Below are 21,086 nucleotides of genomic sequence, written 5' to 3'. Positions count from 1 at the left end.
GGTAGGGAAATGCTTTGATTGTGAGTATGAAATCAACAAATACAAAAAAACCTCAGATAGCTATTTATAAAAATACGTATCTGAGATTGAAGTAATGAAGTAAAAGTGCAGCTTAAAAATAACTTATATTAGAAGTTTTCAAAGTTAGAAACTATGAAGAAACCTGTTCAGCTATCTGTAAATTATTAACTAAAAGATCAACCATCTCGTTTCCATGCTGTCTGATTGTGTCCTTATCCCACTTGATACCTGTGTCATGTATATAATCAATCATTTTAAAGAGCTTCAGGCTGTCTATCTGTTTGGCATCTAAGAAATATTTTACTTTCACAGTAGGCATATCGTTAGTTACACGAGAATTAAGACTATGACTGATTAAACATAAGTTGCCAAATGAGTGAAGCAATGTGTCAGGTGAGTCTTTTTCATTAATTAAGATGTCTTTATCTCTTTTGTTTTGAGGGTAAAAATGCTCTATTGAACTACGAGACGTAAAGGTAAAACTGGGCTTATTGTTTCGTATCCATAGCAAATAATCTAAGTAGTTAAACACAAAGATATTACGAATATTTCCATATCGTAGGTAATGCTCTATCTGTGAGCGCATGTCGTTTGAGTACACATTGTGCTTATCTTGTTTTAGAGATAGAGAGTTTAGATTTGATGTCTGATAGATAATTTGGTGGTATTCATCAGGATTATCTGTCAAATATCGTCTTAGCATGAAGGCACGAGCAATAGCTTCTAAATGCTTTAGATAAGACAGACTATCTAGCCCTGTCTCATAGTCACTGTTGTTGTAGTGCGTATATAAATAAGATAAAGCAGCATTGAGCCAGTGTTTGTAGTTCATAGTTGGAGTGGAAACGTGAAAAGCACTTTGCAGCATGACTAAGCTATCGTTGTCTTGCTCAAAGCTGTTTTTGTAGTAGGCTGAATGACTGCTTTTGCTCATGGTCAGCTTTTTAATAGTCCAATGCTCTTTGCTGTCTTGAGCATTTCGCTTAATGATGAAGTGATCAAAAACAAACTTCATTTTTAGCAAACAGTATATAAAAGCTTTGACTTGGGATAATACAGAGAAGTGCTTGCCATTATCGAAATTGGTCTCAGTTAGGATGTGGTCTTCAAACTGAACCAGCAGTTGCTTATCATCAAGCGCAATATCTTGCCGGCTTGAGGACTGCTCATTAATCATAATTCTTAACACATGAAGCAAGAAGTTAGAGAAGTTGATTAAGCTGTAGTAGGCTTCCCCATCGCTATTTTCGTCTGCTGACCTACTGTCTGCTGTTTCATAAGGGTTGATTGGATTATCGTAATAGCTATCAAATAGTATGTTATGCAGAGTAGGGGCTGGCTTGTTATCATTGCTATGCTCCTCACTTTTATAGCGGTTGTGATGTTCATAGACTGATAGTAGATCATCAAAGTTTTGAGGCACTAAGCAAGTAAGATCTTCTGAGAATATTTTTTTACGTAGTGTAGTATTGAAACCATACTGCACGTATTGGTTCATATTGGAGCAGGCCTCCCACACATTGTGAATAAGGGCCTTTGCTGTATCTGACTCCGCTAAGCTAAGCTCAGATGATGCTGCGTTTTTAATTACTACCAACAGACGCGCTTTAATGATTTCATGCTTTGATGCTGTTGTTATTGACGCTATCTTTAAAGTCACCTAAATACCGATAACCTAGTGTGTCGGAACAAACGTACGACACGATTTTTGCGTGAGTCGTTCGATGCAGATGCTGTTACTCATGTGATAGATCCCTTAATGAATGACAAGTTCGAGTGAGTTGACTAATCACGTCATCTACCGATGTTAATGACTTATTCTCGTAGTGCGTTGTTTCATCGTCTGTATATTCGTCTCTGGTATCTTTGTCCTGGGTAGGTGCGTGTTGAAGCTGAAACCCATTGCTCTCAAGCACATCCGCAACTTTTTGAGGGTAATCGTTTGAGGAGTCATTCTTAAACCGGACTATGAAGTTGCCTGGAGACTTGATAGTTTCAAACGAGTAATCATTACCTGCATAATGCCAACCTGTTATCTTGAGAGAGGCTTGCTCATGAGTGGACTTAACTTCTTGATATTTTAAATCAGAGAAGGGTAGAAGTTCTTTAAGCTTATCTTTTAGCTGAATCTTTAATACGAATGTGTAAAGCTCGCTATGATAATGATTACGCTGAGACTGTGATAATAATAAGACTTCTATCTTATTAGCTTCAATCTTATGAATTTCAATAAACCCTTGCTCGCAGTATTCAAAAATCTGAGGATATCGTATGAGATATTCACGCCATTTATCAAATTCATTATTAGCCAAAGCCACATCACAAATATTCTGTAGTGATGCTCTAATATTATCAGCATCAAAATTGGCATCATCTAGAACAGCTTTTACGTGAGATTGTCTTGTCTCCATTGTTTCAGAGCCAATCCGTAACAATCTTTTCCAGCTATGATCACGATTGATATTGTTTTTGAATAGTCGCGTACTGAGTAAGTTGTAACGGTCATACCATGTCTTTTTAGTAAAATAGATACCTTTAGTCAGGGTTGCTCTCTCCCATAAATAGTCTATGGCTGCAGAGCTAGTAGATATTTGGTTAAAGACAGAACCTAGAGATCGATCGTATTTTTTAAAGTTATCCATTAAGTCATTATCTTGAGAGGTGTCCCAATTGCAATCATTATTATTGCGATAATACTCAAGAATATCAGAGAAGTTGAGTAGACAACCTATTTGACCCTTAAAGAAGGGATGGTTTTCAGCATGTAGGATTGTGTTTTTCCAGTCATCTGATTTCAATATAAGGTGGGCTTTAATCTTTTCTTCAAGGATTTGATCTCCTAAAAAGCCAGTAATATTAATAGGAGAAATAAGAATATCTAAGATTGAGTCGTTGGTATGAATGAGGGACTCAATGGAAGTTAATGCACGATGGAAGTCATCTGTACTATCTACGATTGTATTCTCAGTCAGATTATATATTACGCGCGACCAGTGAAATAGCTTGTCGCTATCCAAATCAGATGAGTGTTTGGATAAATAAGAATAAAAAGCGAAGAACCTGAGCTTATCAATATAGCTGGTGTCATTAATTAAAATCTTTTTGAAAATATCTGATTCGTTAAAGTATTTATTCTCACCCCAATATATTCTAATACCTTGACCAGCATCAGAGTTATGCAGTAAATCAAATAGATTAATCAGACGTATAATGAGGTTTTGATTTAAGCAATTCAGGCTTTCATATTGAGAAATTGTGCTAGGAAGAAGCTTAGAGCCACTCCCCATCAATAATGATAAGTTATCTTTGCTAACCTCTTTATTATCTAACAAATATTGATACAAGATGATCAAACGAATGAAATTCATTAGCTCATCATCATAAGTATTATCTTCTGAAGCTAAGTTTCGATATGGCCAAAATAGGTCTGCCCAATCAGTATCAATCTTATGAACGAAGTAGCTATAACCATCTACCGGTGTGTTATTAAAGCCTTTAATATCTAATTGATAGATAGGCCAATCGGTTTTATAGGACTTTATAATTTGCTCAAGCTTGGCTTTAAAATGCTCGAACGCAGTAAGAGGCTTACCTCGAGCATTCATTTTAATGTATAGATCATCAGTTAAACCGAATGATTCTAACTGTAGAAACTGAAAGGTTATATAAGGCGTTTTTGTCTCAGTGAGTCTTTGATATAGCCCATCATCATAGCTTGAGAACTTATCTTGAATGGCATCTAGCATATTTAAGCAAGCTTGAACGGTAGGATCTAGTTTCCAGGAAGAAAAGAACCATTTACAATCGCTGATGAGCGCACTTATCTTTGAATTATTTGAATTATTTGAACTTTTGGATTGATTGAATTTTTCTTCAAAATCTGTATCCGAGGTCAAAGCATCAAAAAACTCTGTTGAGCTTGGGCGGGTTTTATAACTAAATCTAGACTTGTTGTTAAGTGTAAATTGCTTCCTGAACTCAGACGTATAGCTTTCTTTTACTGCCAAAAACCAATGCAGTAAAAACAAAGTCGTTAATCTTTGTTGCCCATCAAGTACTGAAAAGGACTTATCAGACTCTACACTTCCATAGATGAAATCTAAGTCTAAAGATTGATCCGATATGGCACGATTTGTTGTGAGTGCAGTAAAGAGGGCGTCTAAAAACATGTTTCTAACTTCATGTTGATCTTCTCTGCCTTGAGCGTAGTCACGTTGGATAATTGGGATTTCGACACGCTCGACTCTTTGAAATAATTCACTAAAAGTTATTTTTTTACCCTTATCCATAATTAAGCTCCCTTGATACAGAAAAAATCAATAAATGTGTCTATCATTGCCTGTTGATAGTCTGAACTATCTTTGCTTTCCCAAAACAGCATTTTATCTACGTTTTTGCTGTAATACTTTAAGAACACATTCTTAGTGCATAAAGGGACATAGGTGGCTTGTTTATCGAGCTGAATAATGCTTTTTCTTTTAATAGGGAAAATAGCATTCTTATAGCTACGATTGGTACCGCTATCAAGCAAAGTTAAATTACCTATAGAGTTATCTACTTCATCATTACTATTAGGGTTATAAAACTGGGTGACACGCTGATATAACTCTTCAAACTGAGAGTACTTGAACGAAGTTCTATTCAGGCTAGTCGCTTGTTCTTTGATGAGCTGTGCTTCGGTAAGCTGTTCATCTGATAAGTGCTTTTCTTGTTCAATAACATCGCCGTCTGAAATATAAGCAGCAACTTGTTCAAGCCATTTTTTTTGCGTATCTTGAGTTTTTGGCATATCAGAAGCAACTGACCTAATATGCTCAATATCCCATTTATCTAATTTGTAGCGCTCAAACTGAAATCTCGCATTTGATTTAGGATTGTTCAGTAAACTAACTATATTAAAAAGCAATAGGACGCCACGTATCTGATTATGCTGTTTAATAGTCTCATAACTGAGAGAGGATAGGAGTGTCTCGATACTATTTTCAAGTTCTTCAAAAGGTTGAGTGGGATTTTTAGAGTCAAAAAACACTAGTTGGATTATTTTATCAAGGAGTTTGGTTTTAAAATCACTTTTACTGACACTGTCATCTCTAGTTTTGAATATATCTTTGATATCGTGGCCTTGATGGATCAAATAGCCAATCAAATGATAAAGTGAGCGATCGTTAAACCACTCTTCGAGAACCATAAATACTTTTTTAATTTCAAGCCATTCATCACTGACATTAACATTGTGATTTTCAAGCCATGAACTGAATTGTAAAAAGGTTCTAAGCTTGTCACTAGCGATAATATTATGATCGGAACCAAGCTGTGTGGCTCTAAGATCTAAGACAAACTCTATACGATTGTCTTTCTTATCATCTTTGCTTAAGAAATACCAAAAAGCGTCATTTTGTAGACTCTTTTCGATTGAATCCCATTCTTGCGATATCCTTACTTGTTCTAAATCAGCAATGATGCTTTTGTTCTCATTACTCTCATTAACGTTGTGTTCGAAGTTACTGGATTTTAGGAATAATGCTTTGACAAGTTCTGCATTAACCAATGGGATTTTACCCATGTTTAAACGAGTAAACACATCGGTAGCATTTTCATGTTCGCCCAGCTCATACCAGATAAACTTGACTTTAGGATCTTCTGTATCATCACTATTCAACAATGTTTGAGTGAGTTTGAAGGGTAGCATAGGATCTTCATTGTCAAACCATTGTTCAATAGTTGTTTTTGCATTACTAATATGGAAATAATCAATATTATCTTCTGCAAGATTATCATCTAAGTTTTTTAAAAAAGCTTCAGAATCTGCTCTTGTCTCATAGCTTAACTGATAGCATGACTTAATTATCTTAGGAAATAATTCTCCTAGATAATGTAAAATAATATAAATTGTGGTTAAACGTTGTTGACCATCTACAACCTCCCATTTATCATCATTTTTTTTGACGACTATTGGTTGTAGGCAATAGAACTCGGGCTTTTTAGCTTTTTGTTGAAACTCTTTTAGGTCATTTAGCAGGTCGATTACTTGACGTTTAGTCCAGCGGTAGCCCCTCTGATAAGCTGGTATAAAAAACTGATTATCTAATAAATCGCTTATTGGTTTCATCACCAATTGATTGTCTTGCATACTATTCCTTATAAAATTAATCCACTAACCGCACTTTACGGTTAATAGCTGTTGCATCATGCTTTGTTTAATGGCTCTGGTTTTCACTAGCCTGTTTTTTAATACTTTCAATCTCTGCATCTATATCAAAAAAGGATAGACGTAATACGAGCCTATTACAATTATCACCAATATTAGCAGATATGAAAAGGGGTGCGCGACATTAACTGTCGTAAATTTTTATGAAGCTGTTCTAATAATCTATTAAATAAGTAATAATCAGTCATAGCCAGTTAATTACCCAAGCTTATTGAGTATAGTAGCCACATGCCAACATTCACATTCCAGCCTGACTTTGCACGTGATGCTTCACCACAGCCAGATTTACATCCTAATGCTATGCCGTATGATTTAGATATGGCTTATCAGCATATTAAAGAGCTTGGGTTTGCATTAATAGAGCAGAGTATAGAACCGGCTGTTATTCAAAACTTGGTTGGCAAGCACGGAGATAAAGCGTTCTCAACTCATAGCCTGAGTATTAAGCCTGAATCCTGCCCGCCTAATGAGATTGCCTATTATTATGGATATCCGACCTTTGTAACGCATCAAGGTTGGGGCGTGATAGCCGAAGCTAAGAGGCGGTATGCCATAGAGGATGTGGTCGCGGTTCATCGAGTAGGTTTTTTAGATGTTGAAGACATCAGGTTATGGGTAGGTGTGACAGCTGAGTCCAAAGAAGTTGCTGATGAAGCAAGTCAATGGATAAGAGAGACGTTGGAAAAACAGCTTTGTTTGTGGCGTTATGATTTTGATAAACAGGATGTACCGGAGTGGCTACAAGTTAATCGTTAATAGTGTAATGGTTATAATCCGAATTAATCCCTAATAAAAATATAACAGAAAACCGGTAGGACCCTTTAGAAAGGTAAAAAGGAATTGTTATGAGAAGAAATGGTAACCAGATACAGTTTTCTCCGTCTGATTTGATGACGTTCATGCAAAGTCCTTTTGCATCCTGGATGAATCGATTTAAGCTTGAGTACCCCGACAAAGCGCCTGCGCAAGATGAGGATGATGAGCTAAGTACCTTTTTACAAAACAAAGGCTATGCTCATGAAGATAAACTCAAGCAGTTCTTTATTGATCAAGGTAAACATTTAAAGGTTATTGATGATACTGCAAGTCAACATGAGAGGTACGCTCAAACGATTGCTGCTATGCAGGAGGGCTTTGAGGTTATTTTTCAGGCAAGGCTTGAGAAGGATCAGTTTGCAGGTTATGCCGATTTCTTGGTCAAAGTAGAGCATCAAGCTGGCGAGGCGCCAAGTCGCTTAGGAAATTGGCATTATGAGATTTGGGATACCAAGCTGGCAAGTCAGGTTAAGCCAACATTCATTGTACAGCTGTGCTGCTATGCCCAAATGCTTGAGTCGATACAGGGCGTGCTGCCTACCTATATTAAAGTCGCTTTGGGTAATGGGCAGATAGAACATTTTAGAGTTAATGAGTTCTATTGCTACTACCTAAATCTAAAACGTAAGTTTTTAGACTTCCACCAGAGCTTCAATCCCAATAACCAACCAGATCCGGCTGATTCAAGCAGTTGGGGCAATTGGTCTGGTTATGCACAGCAGCTATTGCTTGAGAAAGACCACTTATTCCAAGTCGCTAATATCACAAGATCGCAGATCAAAAAGCTCAATAATGCAGGGGTATATACGCTCAAGCAACTAGCGCAAACACAATTAACCCATATCAAAGATATTCAGCCAAGTGTTCTAGACAGACTAAAGCAGCAAGCCTCGATACAGCTAAAAAGCCGAGAGAAGCTTGAGCAAGCTACACAAAACAAAGAGTCTTCGCAGATAAGTGTAAGACCTGAGTTTGAAGTACTGAGGCATGAGGAAGGTGAAAAGATAGGGCTTGCATTATTACCGCCGCATTCACCGATGGACGTGTTCTTTGATATAGAGGGGTATCCGCTTGATGAGGGCGGGCTAGAATACTTATGGGGCAATACCTATTTTGATGAGCAAGGAAATAGACAGTTTAAAGACTTTTGGGCACATAACCCAGAACAAGAAAAACAGTGTTTTCAGGACTTTATAAACTGGGTATATGCTCGGTGGTTACAAGATCCGAGTATGCATATCTACCATTATGCCAGCTATGAGATTACTGCGTGCCGTAAATTGATGGGTCGTTATGGGGTATGTGAACATGAAGTCGATCAACTGCTTAGAAATGAAGTGTTTGTCGACCTATACAAGGTTGTGAAAGGTGGTATAAGAATTGGAGAGCCGCGATACTCTATAAAAAATGTGGAGCTACTGTATCGTGATAAACGAGATACAGAAGTAGGCTCTGGTGGTGACTCCATTGTGGTGTATGAAAACTGGCGCTCCTTAAATAGCACTGGAGACGAGGGTGATACATGGCAGACGTCCGAGATTTTAAATAGCATTCGCGACTATAACATTGATGACTGTAATTCCACACAAGAGCTCGTAGACTGGTTGCGAGAACAGCAAGCAGCGCATAACATCAGCTATTTAGGCAAAACTGATACTGATACGGTTGAGCCTGAGCCCTCAGAAGAAGTTACAGAGCTTATTAAGCTGCGAGATAGGTTGCTAGAGCAAGCATCTAAACAAAAGACGCAGGATGAAGCAAAAGCAAGACTCACTGAAAACTTAGCGTGGATGCTGGAGTTTCATCGCCGTGAGTTAAAACCTATGTATTGGCGACTGTTTGATCGCTTAGGAGCAGATGAAACAGAGCTTTTTGATGATTTGGACTGTTTGGCATTATGCGAGCGTACAGAACGTGAGCCTTTTAAATCAACGCCAAGAGCAAGAAATCTTAGTTATGAATATCGGTTTAATACACAACAAGAATTCAAAGGTTCAAACGGGAGTTTCTATCTATTAGGTGTGGTGTGTGATCAGGGCAGTCCTGTCAAGGTGGAGTTGGATGCTAAAGACAGCGATTTAGATAATGGGATTATCGTTGTCAAATCAGGAGTAGAGCCACCAAGACTTATCACCTTGATACCCGACGAGTTTGTACCAACTAAAGTAGTAGAGCAGGCTTTGGCTCAGATAATCAGTGATTATGAGCAAGGTAGGCTGTCTACTCGAAAGAGTGCAGTAATAGACTTTCTACTACGGAGCCACCCTCGTATCAAAGGTCATAGCGGCGGAGATCTTATTACAGCAGATAATCCAGAGATTCGGCTAAATCAGGTAATAGATATCGTTAAGCGGCTCGATAACAGCTACCTTACGATTCAAGGTCCACCTGGGGCAGGTAAAACTTACACAGGCTCACGAGTGATTGCAGAGCTATTAAGAGATGGCTCAAAGGTTGGCATTTCAAGCAATAGCCATAAAGCCATTAACAACTTATTACTAAGTACCGCCAAGTATTGTCAGCAACAAGGGATTGTCGCAAGCTTTTATTGCTCTAGAGAGACGGATGATGAGTTTAAACGCTTCGATATTAATCAAATAGAAAATAATCAGATTTTTGATAGCCTAGTGGGCCCTTGCGTATTTGGTACGACCGCATGGGGCTTTTGCCGTGATGAGCTAAGTGGCGGTTTTGACTATCTATTTATTGATGAGGCAGGGCAGGTATCTACAGCTAACCTAGTAGCGATGAGCAGATGTGCTAAAAACTTAGTATTGATGGGCGACCAGATGCAATTAGGACAGCCCTCGCAAGGTACGCACCCTGCTGAAAGCGGTTTGTCTGTACTTGATTATATGTTGCATGACACACCAACAATTGATGCAGATATGGGTGTCTTTTTAGATACGACCTACCGTATGCACAGCAAGGTAAATGACTTCATAAGCTCGAATATCTATGCAGGCAAACTAAGATCAAATGCTGATAATGATAATAGATACCTTCTGCCACCCACTCAGCGGACTAATGATAGATTAGCCGATATTGATCATATTCATGCCGGTATAGTCTTTATGCCTGTAGAGCATCAAGGCAACACACAAGCCTCTGATGAAGAGGTTGCGGTAATTGTAGACATGGCTAATAAGATGCTGGCTAGACAATTTGCTACAGGTGAAATGACAGCAGAAGGTTTGCCAGTCATACGTTCAATTGGTTGGAGCGATATGCTATTTGTCGCTCCATATAACCATCAAGTCAGTAAATTAAAAGCTGCATTGGGACCAGATGCTAGGGTAGGAAGTGTTGATAAGTTTCAAGGTCAAGAAGCGCCAATTGTCTTTTTAAGTATGTGTGCAAGTGATGCTAATGAATCGCCTCGTGGCATTGATTTTTTATTTAATAAAAACCGATTGAATGTCGCACTATCCCGAGCGCAGATACTAGCTATAGTGGTTGGCTCGCCTGATTTAGGAGACACTGCGGCTAACAGTGTAGAGCAGTTGAGAAAGGTTAATTTATATAATGCTGTTATGCAGGTTGCCAATTTATAAAAACTAAAGCCCCACATCTAATTATGTGGGGCTTTAGTTTTAACAAGTCATACGCTAATTTTTTAAACCTATGAAGGTATAAGCGTTTAGCAGTTCAAATACATAACGGGGGATGCGTTACCTGGCTTGAACAGGTGTTTTGCTGACTTATTAATGTACTTATCTCTCACACTATCCTCAGCAATAGTACCAACAAATTCAAATCGACCAGAGGCTAAGGCGTCTTCATTACGTTCAGCGAAGGTGGTGCCTGCACCATACCAGCCTGCAACCTTATATACTTCTAATATCTGACCTTGATAGATCGAAAATGCGTACTCTACATTTTTTACACGATCGTAATTTACCTTCCAGCTACTACGAGTAATGTCGTATAGCTCTTGCTCAGTCATATTTGTATCATAAGCACGGCTAATACGAATCAGTAGAGCAGGCTCTGTGATATCTAAATTATCTATATTTTCCGAGTCGCCGCTATTTTCAATATTCACATCATCAGTATCATCAATATTGTCCGATGCAGTTAGTGGCTCAGCTTTTACAGCATCATTGGCTGTGGTAGCTTCTGGCGCTGTGTGTTGGCTAGACTCCTCTTTAGGTTCTGACTTGCCAAAGATGCCCGCAATTTTTGAAAAAAGACTAGACATAGAAACCTCCTTTTTTTGAGTGTAAACAGTGGATTTGCTAGCCTAGCAGTTAAAGTACATGACAGGCTGGGCATTTCCTTTTTTAAACAAATGCTTAACCGATGCATTCAGATACTTATCTCTAATAGCATCTTCAGCTACTGTCCCAACGAATTCATAGCGCCCAGAACCTATAATGTCTTCACGTTTTGGCATAAAAGTAGTTCCCGCATCATACCACCCAGATACTTTATAGACCTCCTTTACAATACCTTGGTGAACTGATAATACATACTCTACGTTATTCGCACGCTCTAGATTAATTCTCCATGCACTGCGAGTAGTGTTGTACAGGTCTTGCGCACTAATATTGTCTGAGTCTTCTAGATTGATACGAATAATCAGCGCAGGTTCCGTTATTTCAAAAGAGTCATAAGTAGCTATATTGGATGAGTCATCTTCAGTTTCTGATTCGTAGTCTTCATCGTAAAAGTCATCTTCTAGGTAATCAGCAAATGCTTGTGATACATCACAACCTAATTCGCTCAGCCTTTTGCCTACAAACTGAATGGGGTTATAGAAGAGATTATCTAAGAATTCGTACTGTAATAGGCTGTAGTTGTCATCGAGAGATTCATCAGCACTAAAAATCGCCTCAGGATTGTCATCAATGAGGTGCAAAATTCTTGTATATTGACTGGTGTTTAATATCTTATTATAGATACCATCTTCATACATAATATAATGAATCAGGCTTTGAAGGCTCATATCATAAGACCCATCGATCCAGTCTAAATAAAATTTATCATAACCATAGCCTGGTCTTACTTCGAAGTCTCCTTCCTGTATGCGTGCTTTATTACTATCTATAATTTGATCTAAAGTATCTATTACCTGTTGTACTAGCGCGTCACTATCTATGTCATTTAGGTCAACATAATCTTTGACATCATCGGGTACCTGAGGCTGATTATCATCAGCTTTGGTATTATGTTGCTCATCGGTACTAGGTTCCCATCCAGTAACCACATCACCCAGCTGAGTTAGGAATTTACTGACCTCTGGTGATAGGTGTTCTAAGGTGTTCATGTCGCTAGGACCTAGCTCTAGCTTTTCTAACTGGGTTAAATTAACAAAGCTTTCTGGGAGGCTTTGTAAGCTACAGCAAGTTAGCGAGAGGTGCTTTAGATTGGTTAAGTTACCGAAGCTGTCAGGTAGCTTAGTTATACGTTCGTTGAATCCTAAGTCTAAATACTCTAACTTTGTGAGCTCACCAATTTCTGAAGGTATCTCTGATAGGGCTACCTCATTTAAACACAGCTCAGTAAGTTCTTTTAAATCGAATATCCAGACAGGAATTTCGTATAGATCTCCTGAAAGAGATAGCTTTTTCAATTTCTTTAATGAACCTATTTCATCTGAGTAAAGCTCAGTACTATCAAGTAGTAGCTCCTCTAACTGCGTAAGTTGAAAAAAACCGTCTGGAAAACCTTGAAGCTCATCACACGCAGATAGATCTATGGACTTAAGACTCTTAAGCCTAGAGATACCCTCAGGCAGAGAATCAAGTTCATAGTTTTCGGTTAAACTCAGAACGGATAAATTTTTTAGCTCGTAGATTTTATTAGGTAGGCTCTCTAGTGACGAATATTTTAATATTAGCTGTTCGAGAGAGGTTAGTTCCGCAATCTCATCTGGTAGATATTCGCCTCTATAACCACTTAAGTCGAGAATTTTTAGATTGGGTAGTTTTGAGATTAACTTAATTAGTTCAAAGGCCTCAGCGTCTAGATCTTCTAGTTTTAACTCATTTAGTTGTTCTAAAGCTACTGCATCGCGAGGAATAACATCATCAGATATTTGGAATTTATCAGCTAGGTTCCAAAGCTCTTGCATCCAAGGTTCAGCGTTTTTATTATTAGTCATTATTTCATCACCTTTTATATAGTCTATGTTATTTTCAGCATAGAAAGCACTCATCCAATGTTGAGTGCTTTCAGACTTTAACTGTCTTATTTCTAGCAGTTAACATACATGGTAGGAATAACCGCACCTTTCTTGAACATGTGTTTGACTGACTTATTAAGATATTTGTCTCTAATAGCGTCTTCAGCAACTGTCCCAACGAACTCAAAGCGACCAGAACCAATAATATCTTCTCGTACGGGTACAAAAGTTGTGCCTGCTTCGTGCCATCCCGCTACTTTATAGACTTCTTTAATTTCGCCCTTATATACAGCAAAAGCATAATCGATAGTATTGGCTCGGTCTAAGTTAACTTTCCAAGCACTACGTGTTACGTCATAAAGCTCTTGAGGAGTCACATCTTCGCGATAAGCTTGGCTGATACGAATAACCATGGAAGGTTCGGTAATTTCAACAGAGTTTTCATTATCTAAAGCAGTCGAGGTAGATGAGTCATCTGTTTTATTCGTTTCATCGGCTTCATTAGCAAAAAGTGAGTAAAAGCTTCCCCAAACTGTTCCGCCACCCCAGTCATTACTTACATCGAAGTCTTCATAGATAATCTCTGATGCATAACATACACCCTCATCATCCTCATGATAATAGATAGTCAGTTTTGAAGGGTCGAAATCAATGGCTTCTTCTACTTCTGCTTTAAAAACATTTCCTTCTTCATACCTCGAACCATAGACAGCGGCTTCACCAGGCTCAAGACTTGCTAAAACATCATCAGATGATTTTTTTTTGATAAGAGTAACGCCAGCATTTTTTAGTACTTCAAGATCTAAATTGCTTTCCCATAGAGTTTCCGAATCATCATCCAGCACTGTCATATAGCTTTCATCATCAAGGCGTGGACCACCGTAGCTCCATAGATCATAACACTCATGTAGACCATCTGCACCGAAGTCAAACTCTTCAGGTATTACTATTTTTTCTTCTTCAGAAAGCCAGGAATCATTTTCAATTTGATGCGCATAATCCTTCATACTAATTTTATTGTCTTTGAAGTATTTGTAGGCTTCATATTTGATTCTACCTGCAGTACCTTCTGCTGCATTACCGTCGATACTAATTTCAATCATGATGATTCTCCTTGTATATATTTTTAAGTTGGAGAAAACGATATTATCTTGGACACATCTTTGTTTGCATCTTCTTGTTAATATAGATTTCAACAAAGTTAATATTACTTGAACTAAGAAATAATACAATAGTGGTATTGGTTGTAAGCGACACTTAATGACGTTTCTAATTTATGGAAAAAAAGCAAGAGTGTAAAGTGTGAAAATAAGATAACTCTATGTTTCGTAAAAATATAGACCTAGGGAAAGAATGAGACTAAATCTTGGCTAGTGGATTCATCTTCCCTTGTATATTAATAAGGTCACAAAATGGTCACCATTTGGTCACAATGCAATTGGTCACCGTAGATTGTCTTAACTAGTAATTAGAATTGATTAATAACAATTCTCTAGACTAGGTACAAGCAAGTGCTTACTAAATTAAAATCGGGAAGGGCTTATCTGAAGTTTTAACACTGCGATGAAGCTATATGAATAAAGGGATGAGAAGGGGTAAGTATAAAACCAACAGGCACAAAAAAACCTCAAGCATTAAATACTTGAGGTTGAAACTTTGTTCTAAAACTAAGTTTTAAAATATGGCGCAGCGGACGGGACTCGAACCCGCGACCCCCGGCGTGACAGGCCGGTATTCTAACCAACTGAACTACCGCTGCTTAGGTCGCTTTAGAATATTTAACCACTTTCTAAAGTAGTGGTGGGTGATGACAGGCTCGAACTGCCGACATTCTGCGTGTAAGGCAGACGCTCTACCAACTGAGCTAATCACCCTGAGCGAGGAATAAATGAAGCACTGCTTCATCCGAGTGCAAGAGAATTTTCATATACCGAAAATTCTATGAGCTTACTCTTTTGCTCTACATTAAAGAACTTAGCTTCATCACTATGTCCTCTGAATGTAGATGCGTATTATATACATAATTTCCTATGTGTCAAATATATTTTTCAATTTTTATCTAAGAGTAAGAATATAGGCAGAGTCTATCCCGTTTAACCCCTTAAATAGACTAGCGGGTACTATAATATTTGTAACTCATCGAGAATAACGGTATAACATAGCGTTTGAAAAATAAGGGTTATTTAGACGCTATGGCTGTTTTGCTTCTCAAGACACAGTTATTAGGCTAAATAAGCGTTGATCAAAATAAGTTTTAGGAAAGGCCATGCTTCGTTTTATTGCGCGTCATAGCACCTTAATCATGCCACTTTGCGCAGTTGTGGGCTTTGTTTTTCCAGACTTATCCAATGCCGTATTGGCGTATTTACCCGAAGTGCTGTTCTTCTTAATGTTCTTTACTTTACTGGGTATTGATCAATATGCACTATTAAAGCGCATTGTGACAAAGTATGTGTGGGGCTTTGCAGTGTTGCAAAGTGCGGGCATGAGCCTGGTTTTAGTGTTAATCAGTTATGCCTTTGGTGTGCGTGGTGACTTATTACTGGCAATTGCGGGGCTTGGTGCCACAGCGCCTTTGTTTGGGAGTGGAGCTCTGGTCAATGCGGTAGGGTTTGATGCGCAGCTGGCCATGGCAAAAACCATCGCTGCAACGCTGGTTATGCCTTGTACTTTATTGGGTGTATTGTGGCTGTTTGGTGATAAAAATGCCCATTTAGATTTGGCGACTTATATCAAACGTTTAGTGATATATATAATTATGCCAATGGTTTTAGCCGTTGCCGCACGTTGCTTCATTGCCCCTGATGTTCTCTCTCGTTATTATCCAAAAGTTGCACAGTTTAATATTTTACTGCTGCTTTTATTTCCCCTAGGGCTCATGGCAGGGTTTCGTGAGACCTTTGATCAAGATATATGGCAAGCGCTGTCATTATTAGCGCTTAGCTCTGTATTGGCATTGTTCTTTTATTTCAGCGCTTACTTTATTTATCGTCGTTTTGGTTATGAAAATGCCATTGTCGCAGCCATAGTATGTGGTGGGCGTAATGTATTACTGGCTTATACCATTACCGTTCCGTTTATGGGCGCCATGTTCCTGCCTTTACTGGGTGCGTTTCAATTACCGGCGTTTTGCTTACCACTGCTTGGCAAATATATGGTCAAGCATCATAAGCAAAACGCGCATTTGCATGAAAGTAGATAGAGCGTGGCCTTAACGATAAAGATCTTCTTGTGCTTCATACCAGTCTGAGAAGACTTTCTTTTTAATTACCTTGCCTTGGGTGTTAAGGGTATAGCGGGTTACAGAGTAATTGTTGCCGACGTTATACATATTGATAGTACCATTTTCATAAACCCCACCATCTACATCCATAGCGTCGCCTTCAGATTCGATATAGGCATTGTCATAAGTAGGTGGCAAAACTGGAGTAGCCAAAGCCTAAGGGAATGGGCGTTAAGCATAGTAATATTGATAAGTATATCAATAGCAACGTATTGCAAGTAGGGTTGGTCAAGCAGCTCGGTCCGACGATCAATGATATTAATCATTATACTAGTTTTGGTGCCTCTACAACTTACGAGATGGTCAGTGAAAAATATGATCGTTACGATTGAGCTCATCCTTAGACAGGTAAAGATGATGCGGCTAGTGAGAGAGATTACAAAGTAGATTGATACTAAAACTATAAATAAAGATATCTAATATAAAGCAAGCCATCTACCTATTGGTTAGATGGCTTTTTTAACAACTAATATGCAGTAATTAACATATGACCCGAATAGACATAGTAGCTACATTTAATTGACTCGAATGCATCTATTGAATAAGTAATAATCCTGTTAGATTCATTACGGTAGTCGGTATTTAGTGTAATGCTAAACAAGGATGTAACTATGATGAACAGGAGTACTTATGCTCAATCTTAAAAGACTTACCTTAACCAGTACCATGATTGTTAGCCTTGGATTGTTGACAGCTTGTGGTGACGATAATGAAGATACAATTGGTGCTACTCCAAATCCTAACCCTCCCGAGGCTAGTAACGGGTTGTTTATACGATGAGCAAGTCACTATTAATCCAGATGGTTACTATACCATTGCTACTAGTTTGCCCTCAGATCGTCCAGCTAATGCTACTGATGAATGTGGCGTAGGCTTCCTACCTTGGTCAGAAAAAGGCGATGGTTTTTCTATTGTTCCTGGTAGACAAGATCATGAAACGGATGGGCTATTACTTATGAGACATATGCTTCCTGCTGATGATTTTGAGAATGCTATCCAGAATACTTCAGTACCTGGAGACGAAAAAGAGGTGTTAGGAGAGTTTTTACCAAGTGTTGAGTACTTTACTAAAGCCGAGTTTGAGGCATTAGGGTGTAATGCTTATGAGTCTTTATCTCGGTAGGTAGCTACAGCTCAATACTCTGATCTATCATGACTCTGATGTAACTTTTGATAAGCCATCGGAGTCATTGAATACCAGCGTTTAAAAGCTTGAAAGAACTGACTATGAGATTGATACCCCAATAGGAAAGCCACATCAGTAGCTGAGAGGTTCTGCTTCACTAAGAATTCATCAGCCATTACCTTTTTCGTATGTAGTAGTAATTTTTGAAACGAGGTTTTTTCTTCACGTAACCGTCTTTGCAAGCTACTGACGCTCATATTTAGAATTTGCGCTACAGTCTCACGGGTTGCTTCACTAATTCCTATGACAGTCATCAAGATATGTTGACAGCGCTCAGCGTAGCTCAAATCAGGAAACTCTTTATCAAGCATATAGTGCAACGGCCCAATGAAAAAGCTTCTTTCAATTGATGTGTCAGCACCTGTCGATAAGTTCAAATCTGATTGAGAGTTATAATTTTTCATTAATGGATAATATAAACTATTTCTTTTGCTAGAAAGCTCAGCTGGAACACCTAGAAGTTTGTTATATAGTTCACTGCCGTGTGTTGAATTCCGGTGCGCAATAGTAAGTCTTACAGGCTGTAGAGTACTGAACTCGGCTAAGATTTTATGTACAGCGAGTATGACACCATCAATTTGATGGTTATTAGCTATGTCTGGCAAACTTGGATTAAAGTCTAACCGTAAGAAGCTTTTTTCTATCACTAAAGTAACTTGTATGGACTCGGTGATAATTTTGAAGTAACGGCTAACTAAACGGCAAAGCACAATAAATGGGATCTCTATTTCAGCTTCTAGTAAAGGGTTAATACACAGTTTTATACCTTTATACAAAGGTAGTGCTTTTACATCAGTGAGCTCCATTATTTTTAACCCTATGTAGTCTTCTTGAAGGAGTTGTACGGCTAAATCAATTTCACGGGTGACAATTTCCAAGGGAACACGATCACCTCTAAAAGTATCTAAATCTACAGATAGTGCCATGATCTTAGGAATATCTTCAGCACGATTAATCTTAAATAAATATAAAGCTAGCGCCTTTCTATTAGAAAGCACCATGCTTTTATGAACAGTAAATTTTTTGTCTTGCATATTAATTCTCGTTTATCTATGCGCTTAACTAATAGAGAAAATATTTCCAAACTTTAAACCATTGTGTCATTAAAATTTAAACTAATAAAGTTTACTAAAAAAAGGAGTTTTTAATGGTAAACATCATCTTCTTAAAGAGCACTCGTTCTAGTATTTTGAGACCAAGTCGACTGCTACTACTTTGTAGTAGCATGCTGCTAGTAGCCTGTAATGATTCATCAACAACTAAAATAGCAGTTAGTGATGGCGAACGTGCTGCAACAGCCAGTACTATTGAGGCCAATCGCCAAATCGCTAATGAGCTCAATATAGCGGATCAGCAGGACTTCGAAGATGCGCGTCGTGGCCTAATTGCTAGTATAGACGGTATGCAAATACCATCTTCATCTGATGCTACCAAAAACGTTTGGGATATGGCTGCTTATGACTTTATTAAAGGCGATGCTCCAGACACAGTTAATCCCAGTCTATGGCGACAAGCTAAGCTTAATAATATTCAGGGATTATTCGAAGTGACTCCTGGTATTTACCAGTTGCGTGGTTTCGATTTGTCTAACATGACCCTGATCAAAGGAGATAGTGGATGGATTGTAATCGATACGATGACTTCAAAAGAAACGGCAAAGTACGCGTTTGATTTTGCCATGAAACATCTGGCTACGCGTTATTCAAATATGACGAACATTAGCGCTATTATTTTTACCCATAGTCATATTGACCATTTCGGTGGGGTATTAGGTATCATCAGTCAAGAAGATATTGCTAAACAGAATATTCCAATTATTGCTCCTGATGGATTTATGGAAGAAGCGACGAGTGAAAACATTATTGCTGGTACCGCGATGAGTCGTCGCGCCGTTTATATGTATGGTAAAGATTTAGCACGAGATGAATATGGTCATGTTGATACAGGTTTAGGTAAAGGACCAGCCTTTGGTCAGTTTAGTGTTATTAAACCTACTCAACTTGTTAATGCTACACCTACGAACCTAAAAGTAGACGGGGTAGATTTTAATTTTCAATATACCCCAGAATCAGAAGCACCCGCGGAGCTGACCTTTTATTTGCCTAAATACAAGGCTTTTGGCGGAGCTGAGCTAGTTTCACGCAATATGCATAATCTCTATACGTTACGAGGTGCGAAAGTTCGTGATGCGCTGAAATGGAGCAATTACATTGAAGAGGCACGAAATTTGTTTGACGACGCTGATATTTACTTTGCTAGTCATCATTGGCCTATGTGGGGTCAAGAAAAAATTCAAACCTTTTTAACCCAACAGCGCGATACGTATAAATTCATTCATGACCAAACCGTACGTCGAATGAATAAGGGTATGACACCTGGTGAAATTGCGGAAGATATAAAATTACCGCCTAGCTTAGCTAAAGTATTCTCTAATCGTGAGTATTATGGCACGGTCAAACATAATGCACGCGCTGTCTATCAGAACTATCTTGGTTGGTATGATGCCAATCCTGCGCATCTAGATCCGTTGCCTGACTCTCAACGAGCGAGTGCTTATGTAGCGATGATTGGTAGTGAAAAGATGCTAGCACAGTCTCAGACTGCGTTTGATAAAGGAGACTATAGATGGAGTGCTGAATTATTGAACCACCTGGTATTTGCTGAACCAAATAATATGGCTGCCCGAAAACTACTTGCTAGCAGTTACGATCAGCTTGGATATCAAGCAGAGTCGGGACCTTGGCGTGATGTTTATTTGACAGCAGCGCAAGAGCTTCGTCAAGGCACTCCTAATAAAGGCATTGATATGGCTTCTATGAAAGGTGTTTTCGAGCAAACACCCGTATCGAATTTCTTTGATACCCTAGCAGTTCGTCTAAAATCTGAGAACGCTACTGATAAAGACTGGCGTATCAAGATTAATTTTACTGATTTGAATGAAAGCTATTTATTATGGGTAGAGAATGCTGTTCTACATCATCGGTTATTAGATAACAAGGTTCCATTACAACATGAAGTCAATGCTACGCTCAGTCTTACGCATCCTTTGTTTATTGACATGTTGATCGGTGAAGCAGGGGTTAAAAAAATACTATTTACTGACGAGTTGACTATTGACGGGAGCAAGATGGATTTAATGAGGTTCTTAAGTTTATTTGAGAAACCGCCAGAATCTTTCGGTATAGTACTGCCGGAGGATTGAAACTTATAAATCCTCAAACCTCAACATTCAAACACCCACCTGATAAAATTGTTTATCAAGTATAAGATTGAAAGTCTCATGGTCTAGGCTGTATGAGGATATAGGTCAGAAAATATAAGTATTACAGACCATAAGTAATGAAGTAATAGTTAAGCTTATAAATAACTTATATTAGGGTCTTTCACATCTAGACAAATAGCAGTGGAGGCCCCTTGGGTTGACTAGCTTTGATTCATGTAATAG

Annotated in this window: 14 protein-coding genes and 2 tRNA genes; 6 read left to right on the top strand and 10 right to left on the bottom strand. The window is 38.4% G+C overall.

From position 1 onward, the window contains the following. Window positions 1-151: 151 nt before the first annotated feature. From A1019T_RS11155 to A1019T_RS11145, 3 genes are all read right to left on the bottom strand, one after another. Window positions 152-1,681 carry an HNH endonuclease family protein gene (locus A1019T_RS11155; protein WP_143514117.1) on the bottom strand — a complete coding sequence of 510 codons (1,530 nt, stop codon included), beginning with the start codon at window positions 1,679-1,681 and terminating at the stop codon, window positions 152-154. 76 nt (window positions 1,682-1,757) lie between these two features. Next, entirely contained in the window at window positions 1,758-4,310 is a 2,553-nt protein-coding gene (locus A1019T_RS11150; RefSeq protein WP_077451692.1) for a DUF262 domain-containing protein, read from the bottom strand. A 2-nt stretch (window positions 4,311-4,312) separates the two neighbouring features. Further along, complete coding sequence (locus A1019T_RS11145) at window positions 4,313-6,151, bottom strand: DUF262 domain-containing protein (RefSeq protein WP_077451691.1); 1,839 nt, start codon at window positions 6,149-6,151, stop codon at window positions 4,313-4,315. 306 nt (window positions 6,152-6,457) lie between these two features. Here A1019T_RS11145 and A1019T_RS11140 point away from each other — a divergent pair, with 306 nt between their 5' ends. Next, window positions 6,458-6,985, top strand: coding sequence for a molybdenum cofactor biosynthesis protein MoaE (locus A1019T_RS11140; protein WP_077451690.1), 528 nt, complete (start codon window positions 6,458-6,460; stop codon window positions 6,983-6,985). Between the two features lie 89 nt (window positions 6,986-7,074). After that, a complete protein-coding gene (locus A1019T_RS11135) occupies window positions 7,075-10,599 on the top strand; it encodes a TM0106 family RecB-like putative nuclease (protein WP_077451689.1) in 3,525 nt (1,174 codons plus the stop codon). 86 nt (window positions 10,600-10,685) lie between these two features. On the opposite strand, the gene A1019T_RS11130 is transcribed toward A1019T_RS11135, so the two are convergent. The 5 genes from A1019T_RS11130 to A1019T_RS11110 form a co-directional block, all read right to left on the bottom strand. Next, window positions 10,686-11,246 carry a hypothetical protein gene (locus A1019T_RS11130; protein WP_077451688.1) on the bottom strand — a complete coding sequence of 187 codons (561 nt, stop codon included), beginning with the start codon at window positions 11,244-11,246 and terminating at the stop codon, window positions 10,686-10,688. 42 nt (window positions 11,247-11,288) lie between these two features. Next, window positions 11,289-13,151, bottom strand: coding sequence for a leucine-rich repeat domain-containing protein (locus A1019T_RS11125; RefSeq protein WP_167366868.1), 1,863 nt, complete (start codon window positions 13,149-13,151; stop codon window positions 11,289-11,291). A 92-nt stretch (window positions 13,152-13,243) separates the two neighbouring features. Further along, window positions 13,244-14,275, bottom strand: a complete 1,032-nt coding sequence (locus A1019T_RS13430) for a hypothetical protein (RefSeq protein WP_208608072.1) — start codon at window positions 14,273-14,275, stop codon at window positions 13,244-13,246. Between the two features lie 579 nt (window positions 14,276-14,854). Further along, window positions 14,855-14,931: transfer RNA gene (locus tag A1019T_RS11115), tRNA-Asp, on the bottom strand. A gap of 39 nt (window positions 14,932-14,970) precedes the next feature. Next, window positions 14,971-15,046 (bottom strand) — tRNA-Val (locus tag A1019T_RS11110). A gap of 392 nt (window positions 15,047-15,438) precedes the next feature. Here A1019T_RS11110 and A1019T_RS11105 point away from each other — a divergent pair. Then, entirely contained in the window at window positions 15,439-16,374 is a 936-nt protein-coding gene (locus A1019T_RS11105; protein WP_077451686.1) for a lantibiotic ABC transporter permease, read from the top strand. A gap of 9 nt (window positions 16,375-16,383) precedes the next feature. Here the strand turns inward: A1019T_RS11105 and A1019T_RS11100 are convergent, their stop codons facing one another. Beyond that, window positions 16,384-16,608 carry a hypothetical protein gene (locus A1019T_RS11100; RefSeq protein WP_244156647.1) on the bottom strand — a complete coding sequence of 75 codons (225 nt, stop codon included), beginning with the start codon at window positions 16,606-16,608 and terminating at the stop codon, window positions 16,384-16,386. Between the two features lie 11 nt (window positions 16,609-16,619). On the opposite strand from A1019T_RS11100, the gene A1019T_RS13280 reads away from it, so the two are divergent. Together A1019T_RS13280 and A1019T_RS11095 are read left to right on the top strand one after the other, a co-directional pair. Further along, window positions 16,620-16,787, top strand: a complete 168-nt coding sequence (locus A1019T_RS13280; protein WP_167366867.1) for a hypothetical protein — start codon at window positions 16,620-16,622, stop codon at window positions 16,785-16,787. Window positions 16,788-17,164: 377 nt separating this feature from the next. Continuing rightward, entirely contained in the window at window positions 17,165-17,578 is a 414-nt protein-coding gene (locus A1019T_RS11095) for a hypothetical protein (protein ID WP_077451685.1), read from the top strand. Between the two features lie 11 nt (window positions 17,579-17,589). On the opposite strand, the gene A1019T_RS11090 is transcribed toward A1019T_RS11095, so the two are convergent. Continuing rightward, window positions 17,590-18,675, bottom strand: coding sequence for an AraC family transcriptional regulator (locus A1019T_RS11090; protein ID WP_077451684.1), 1,086 nt, complete (start codon window positions 18,673-18,675; stop codon window positions 17,590-17,592). A 113-nt stretch (window positions 18,676-18,788) separates the two neighbouring features. On the opposite strand from A1019T_RS11090, the gene A1019T_RS11085 reads away from it, so the two are divergent. After that, the gene (locus tag A1019T_RS11085) at window positions 18,789-20,843 is read left to right on the top strand and encodes an alkyl/aryl-sulfatase (protein WP_077451683.1); all 2,055 of its coding nucleotides are present in this window, start codon (window positions 18,789-18,791) and stop codon (window positions 20,841-20,843) included. Window positions 20,844-21,086 lie beyond the last annotated feature (243 nt).

Origin of the sequence: Psychrobacter piechaudii (genome assembly GCF_900162825.1) — a bacterium.
In the GTDB taxonomy this organism is placed as follows: Bacteria; Pseudomonadota; Gammaproteobacteria; order Pseudomonadales; family Moraxellaceae; genus Psychrobacter; species Psychrobacter piechaudii.
The sequence above is the reverse complement of the archived record's forward strand: the minus strand, read 5'-3'. Positions and strand labels throughout refer to the sequence as shown.

Coding starts and splice junctions, on each gene's coding strand:
- A1019T_RS11145 (WP_077451691.1), bottom strand. CDS start 6,151: ATGCAAGACAATCAATTGGTGATGAAACCAATAAGCGATTTATTAGAT.
- A1019T_RS13280 (WP_167366867.1), top strand. CDS start 16,620: ATGGGCGTTAAGCATAGTAATATTGATAAGTATATCAATAGCAACGTA.
- A1019T_RS11150 (WP_077451692.1), bottom strand. CDS start 4,310: ATGGATAAGGGTAAAAAAATAACTTTTAGTGAATTATTTCAAAGAGTC.
- A1019T_RS11105 (WP_077451686.1), top strand. CDS start 15,439: ATGCTTCGTTTTATTGCGCGTCATAGCACCTTAATCATGCCACTTTGC.
- A1019T_RS11095 (WP_077451685.1), top strand. CDS start 17,165: ATGAAGATACAATTGGTGCTACTCCAAATCCTAACCCTCCCGAGGCTA.
- A1019T_RS11085 (WP_077451683.1), top strand. CDS start 18,789: ATGGTAAACATCATCTTCTTAAAGAGCACTCGTTCTAGTATTTTGAGA.
- A1019T_RS13430 (WP_208608072.1), bottom strand. CDS start 14,275: ATGATTGAAATTAGTATCGACGGTAATGCAGCAGAAGGTACTGCAGGT.
- A1019T_RS11140 (WP_077451690.1), top strand. CDS start 6,458: ATGCCAACATTCACATTCCAGCCTGACTTTGCACGTGATGCTTCACCA.
- A1019T_RS11090 (WP_077451684.1), bottom strand. CDS start 18,675: ATGCAAGACAAAAAATTTACTGTTCATAAAAGCATGGTGCTTTCTAAT.
- A1019T_RS11135 (WP_077451689.1), top strand. CDS start 7,075: ATGAGAAGAAATGGTAACCAGATACAGTTTTCTCCGTCTGATTTGATG.
- A1019T_RS11130 (WP_077451688.1), bottom strand. CDS start 11,246: ATGTCTAGTCTTTTTTCAAAAATTGCGGGCATCTTTGGCAAGTCAGAA.
- A1019T_RS11125 (WP_167366868.1), bottom strand. CDS start 13,151: ATGACTAATAATAAAAACGCTGAACCTTGGATGCAAGAGCTTTGGAAC.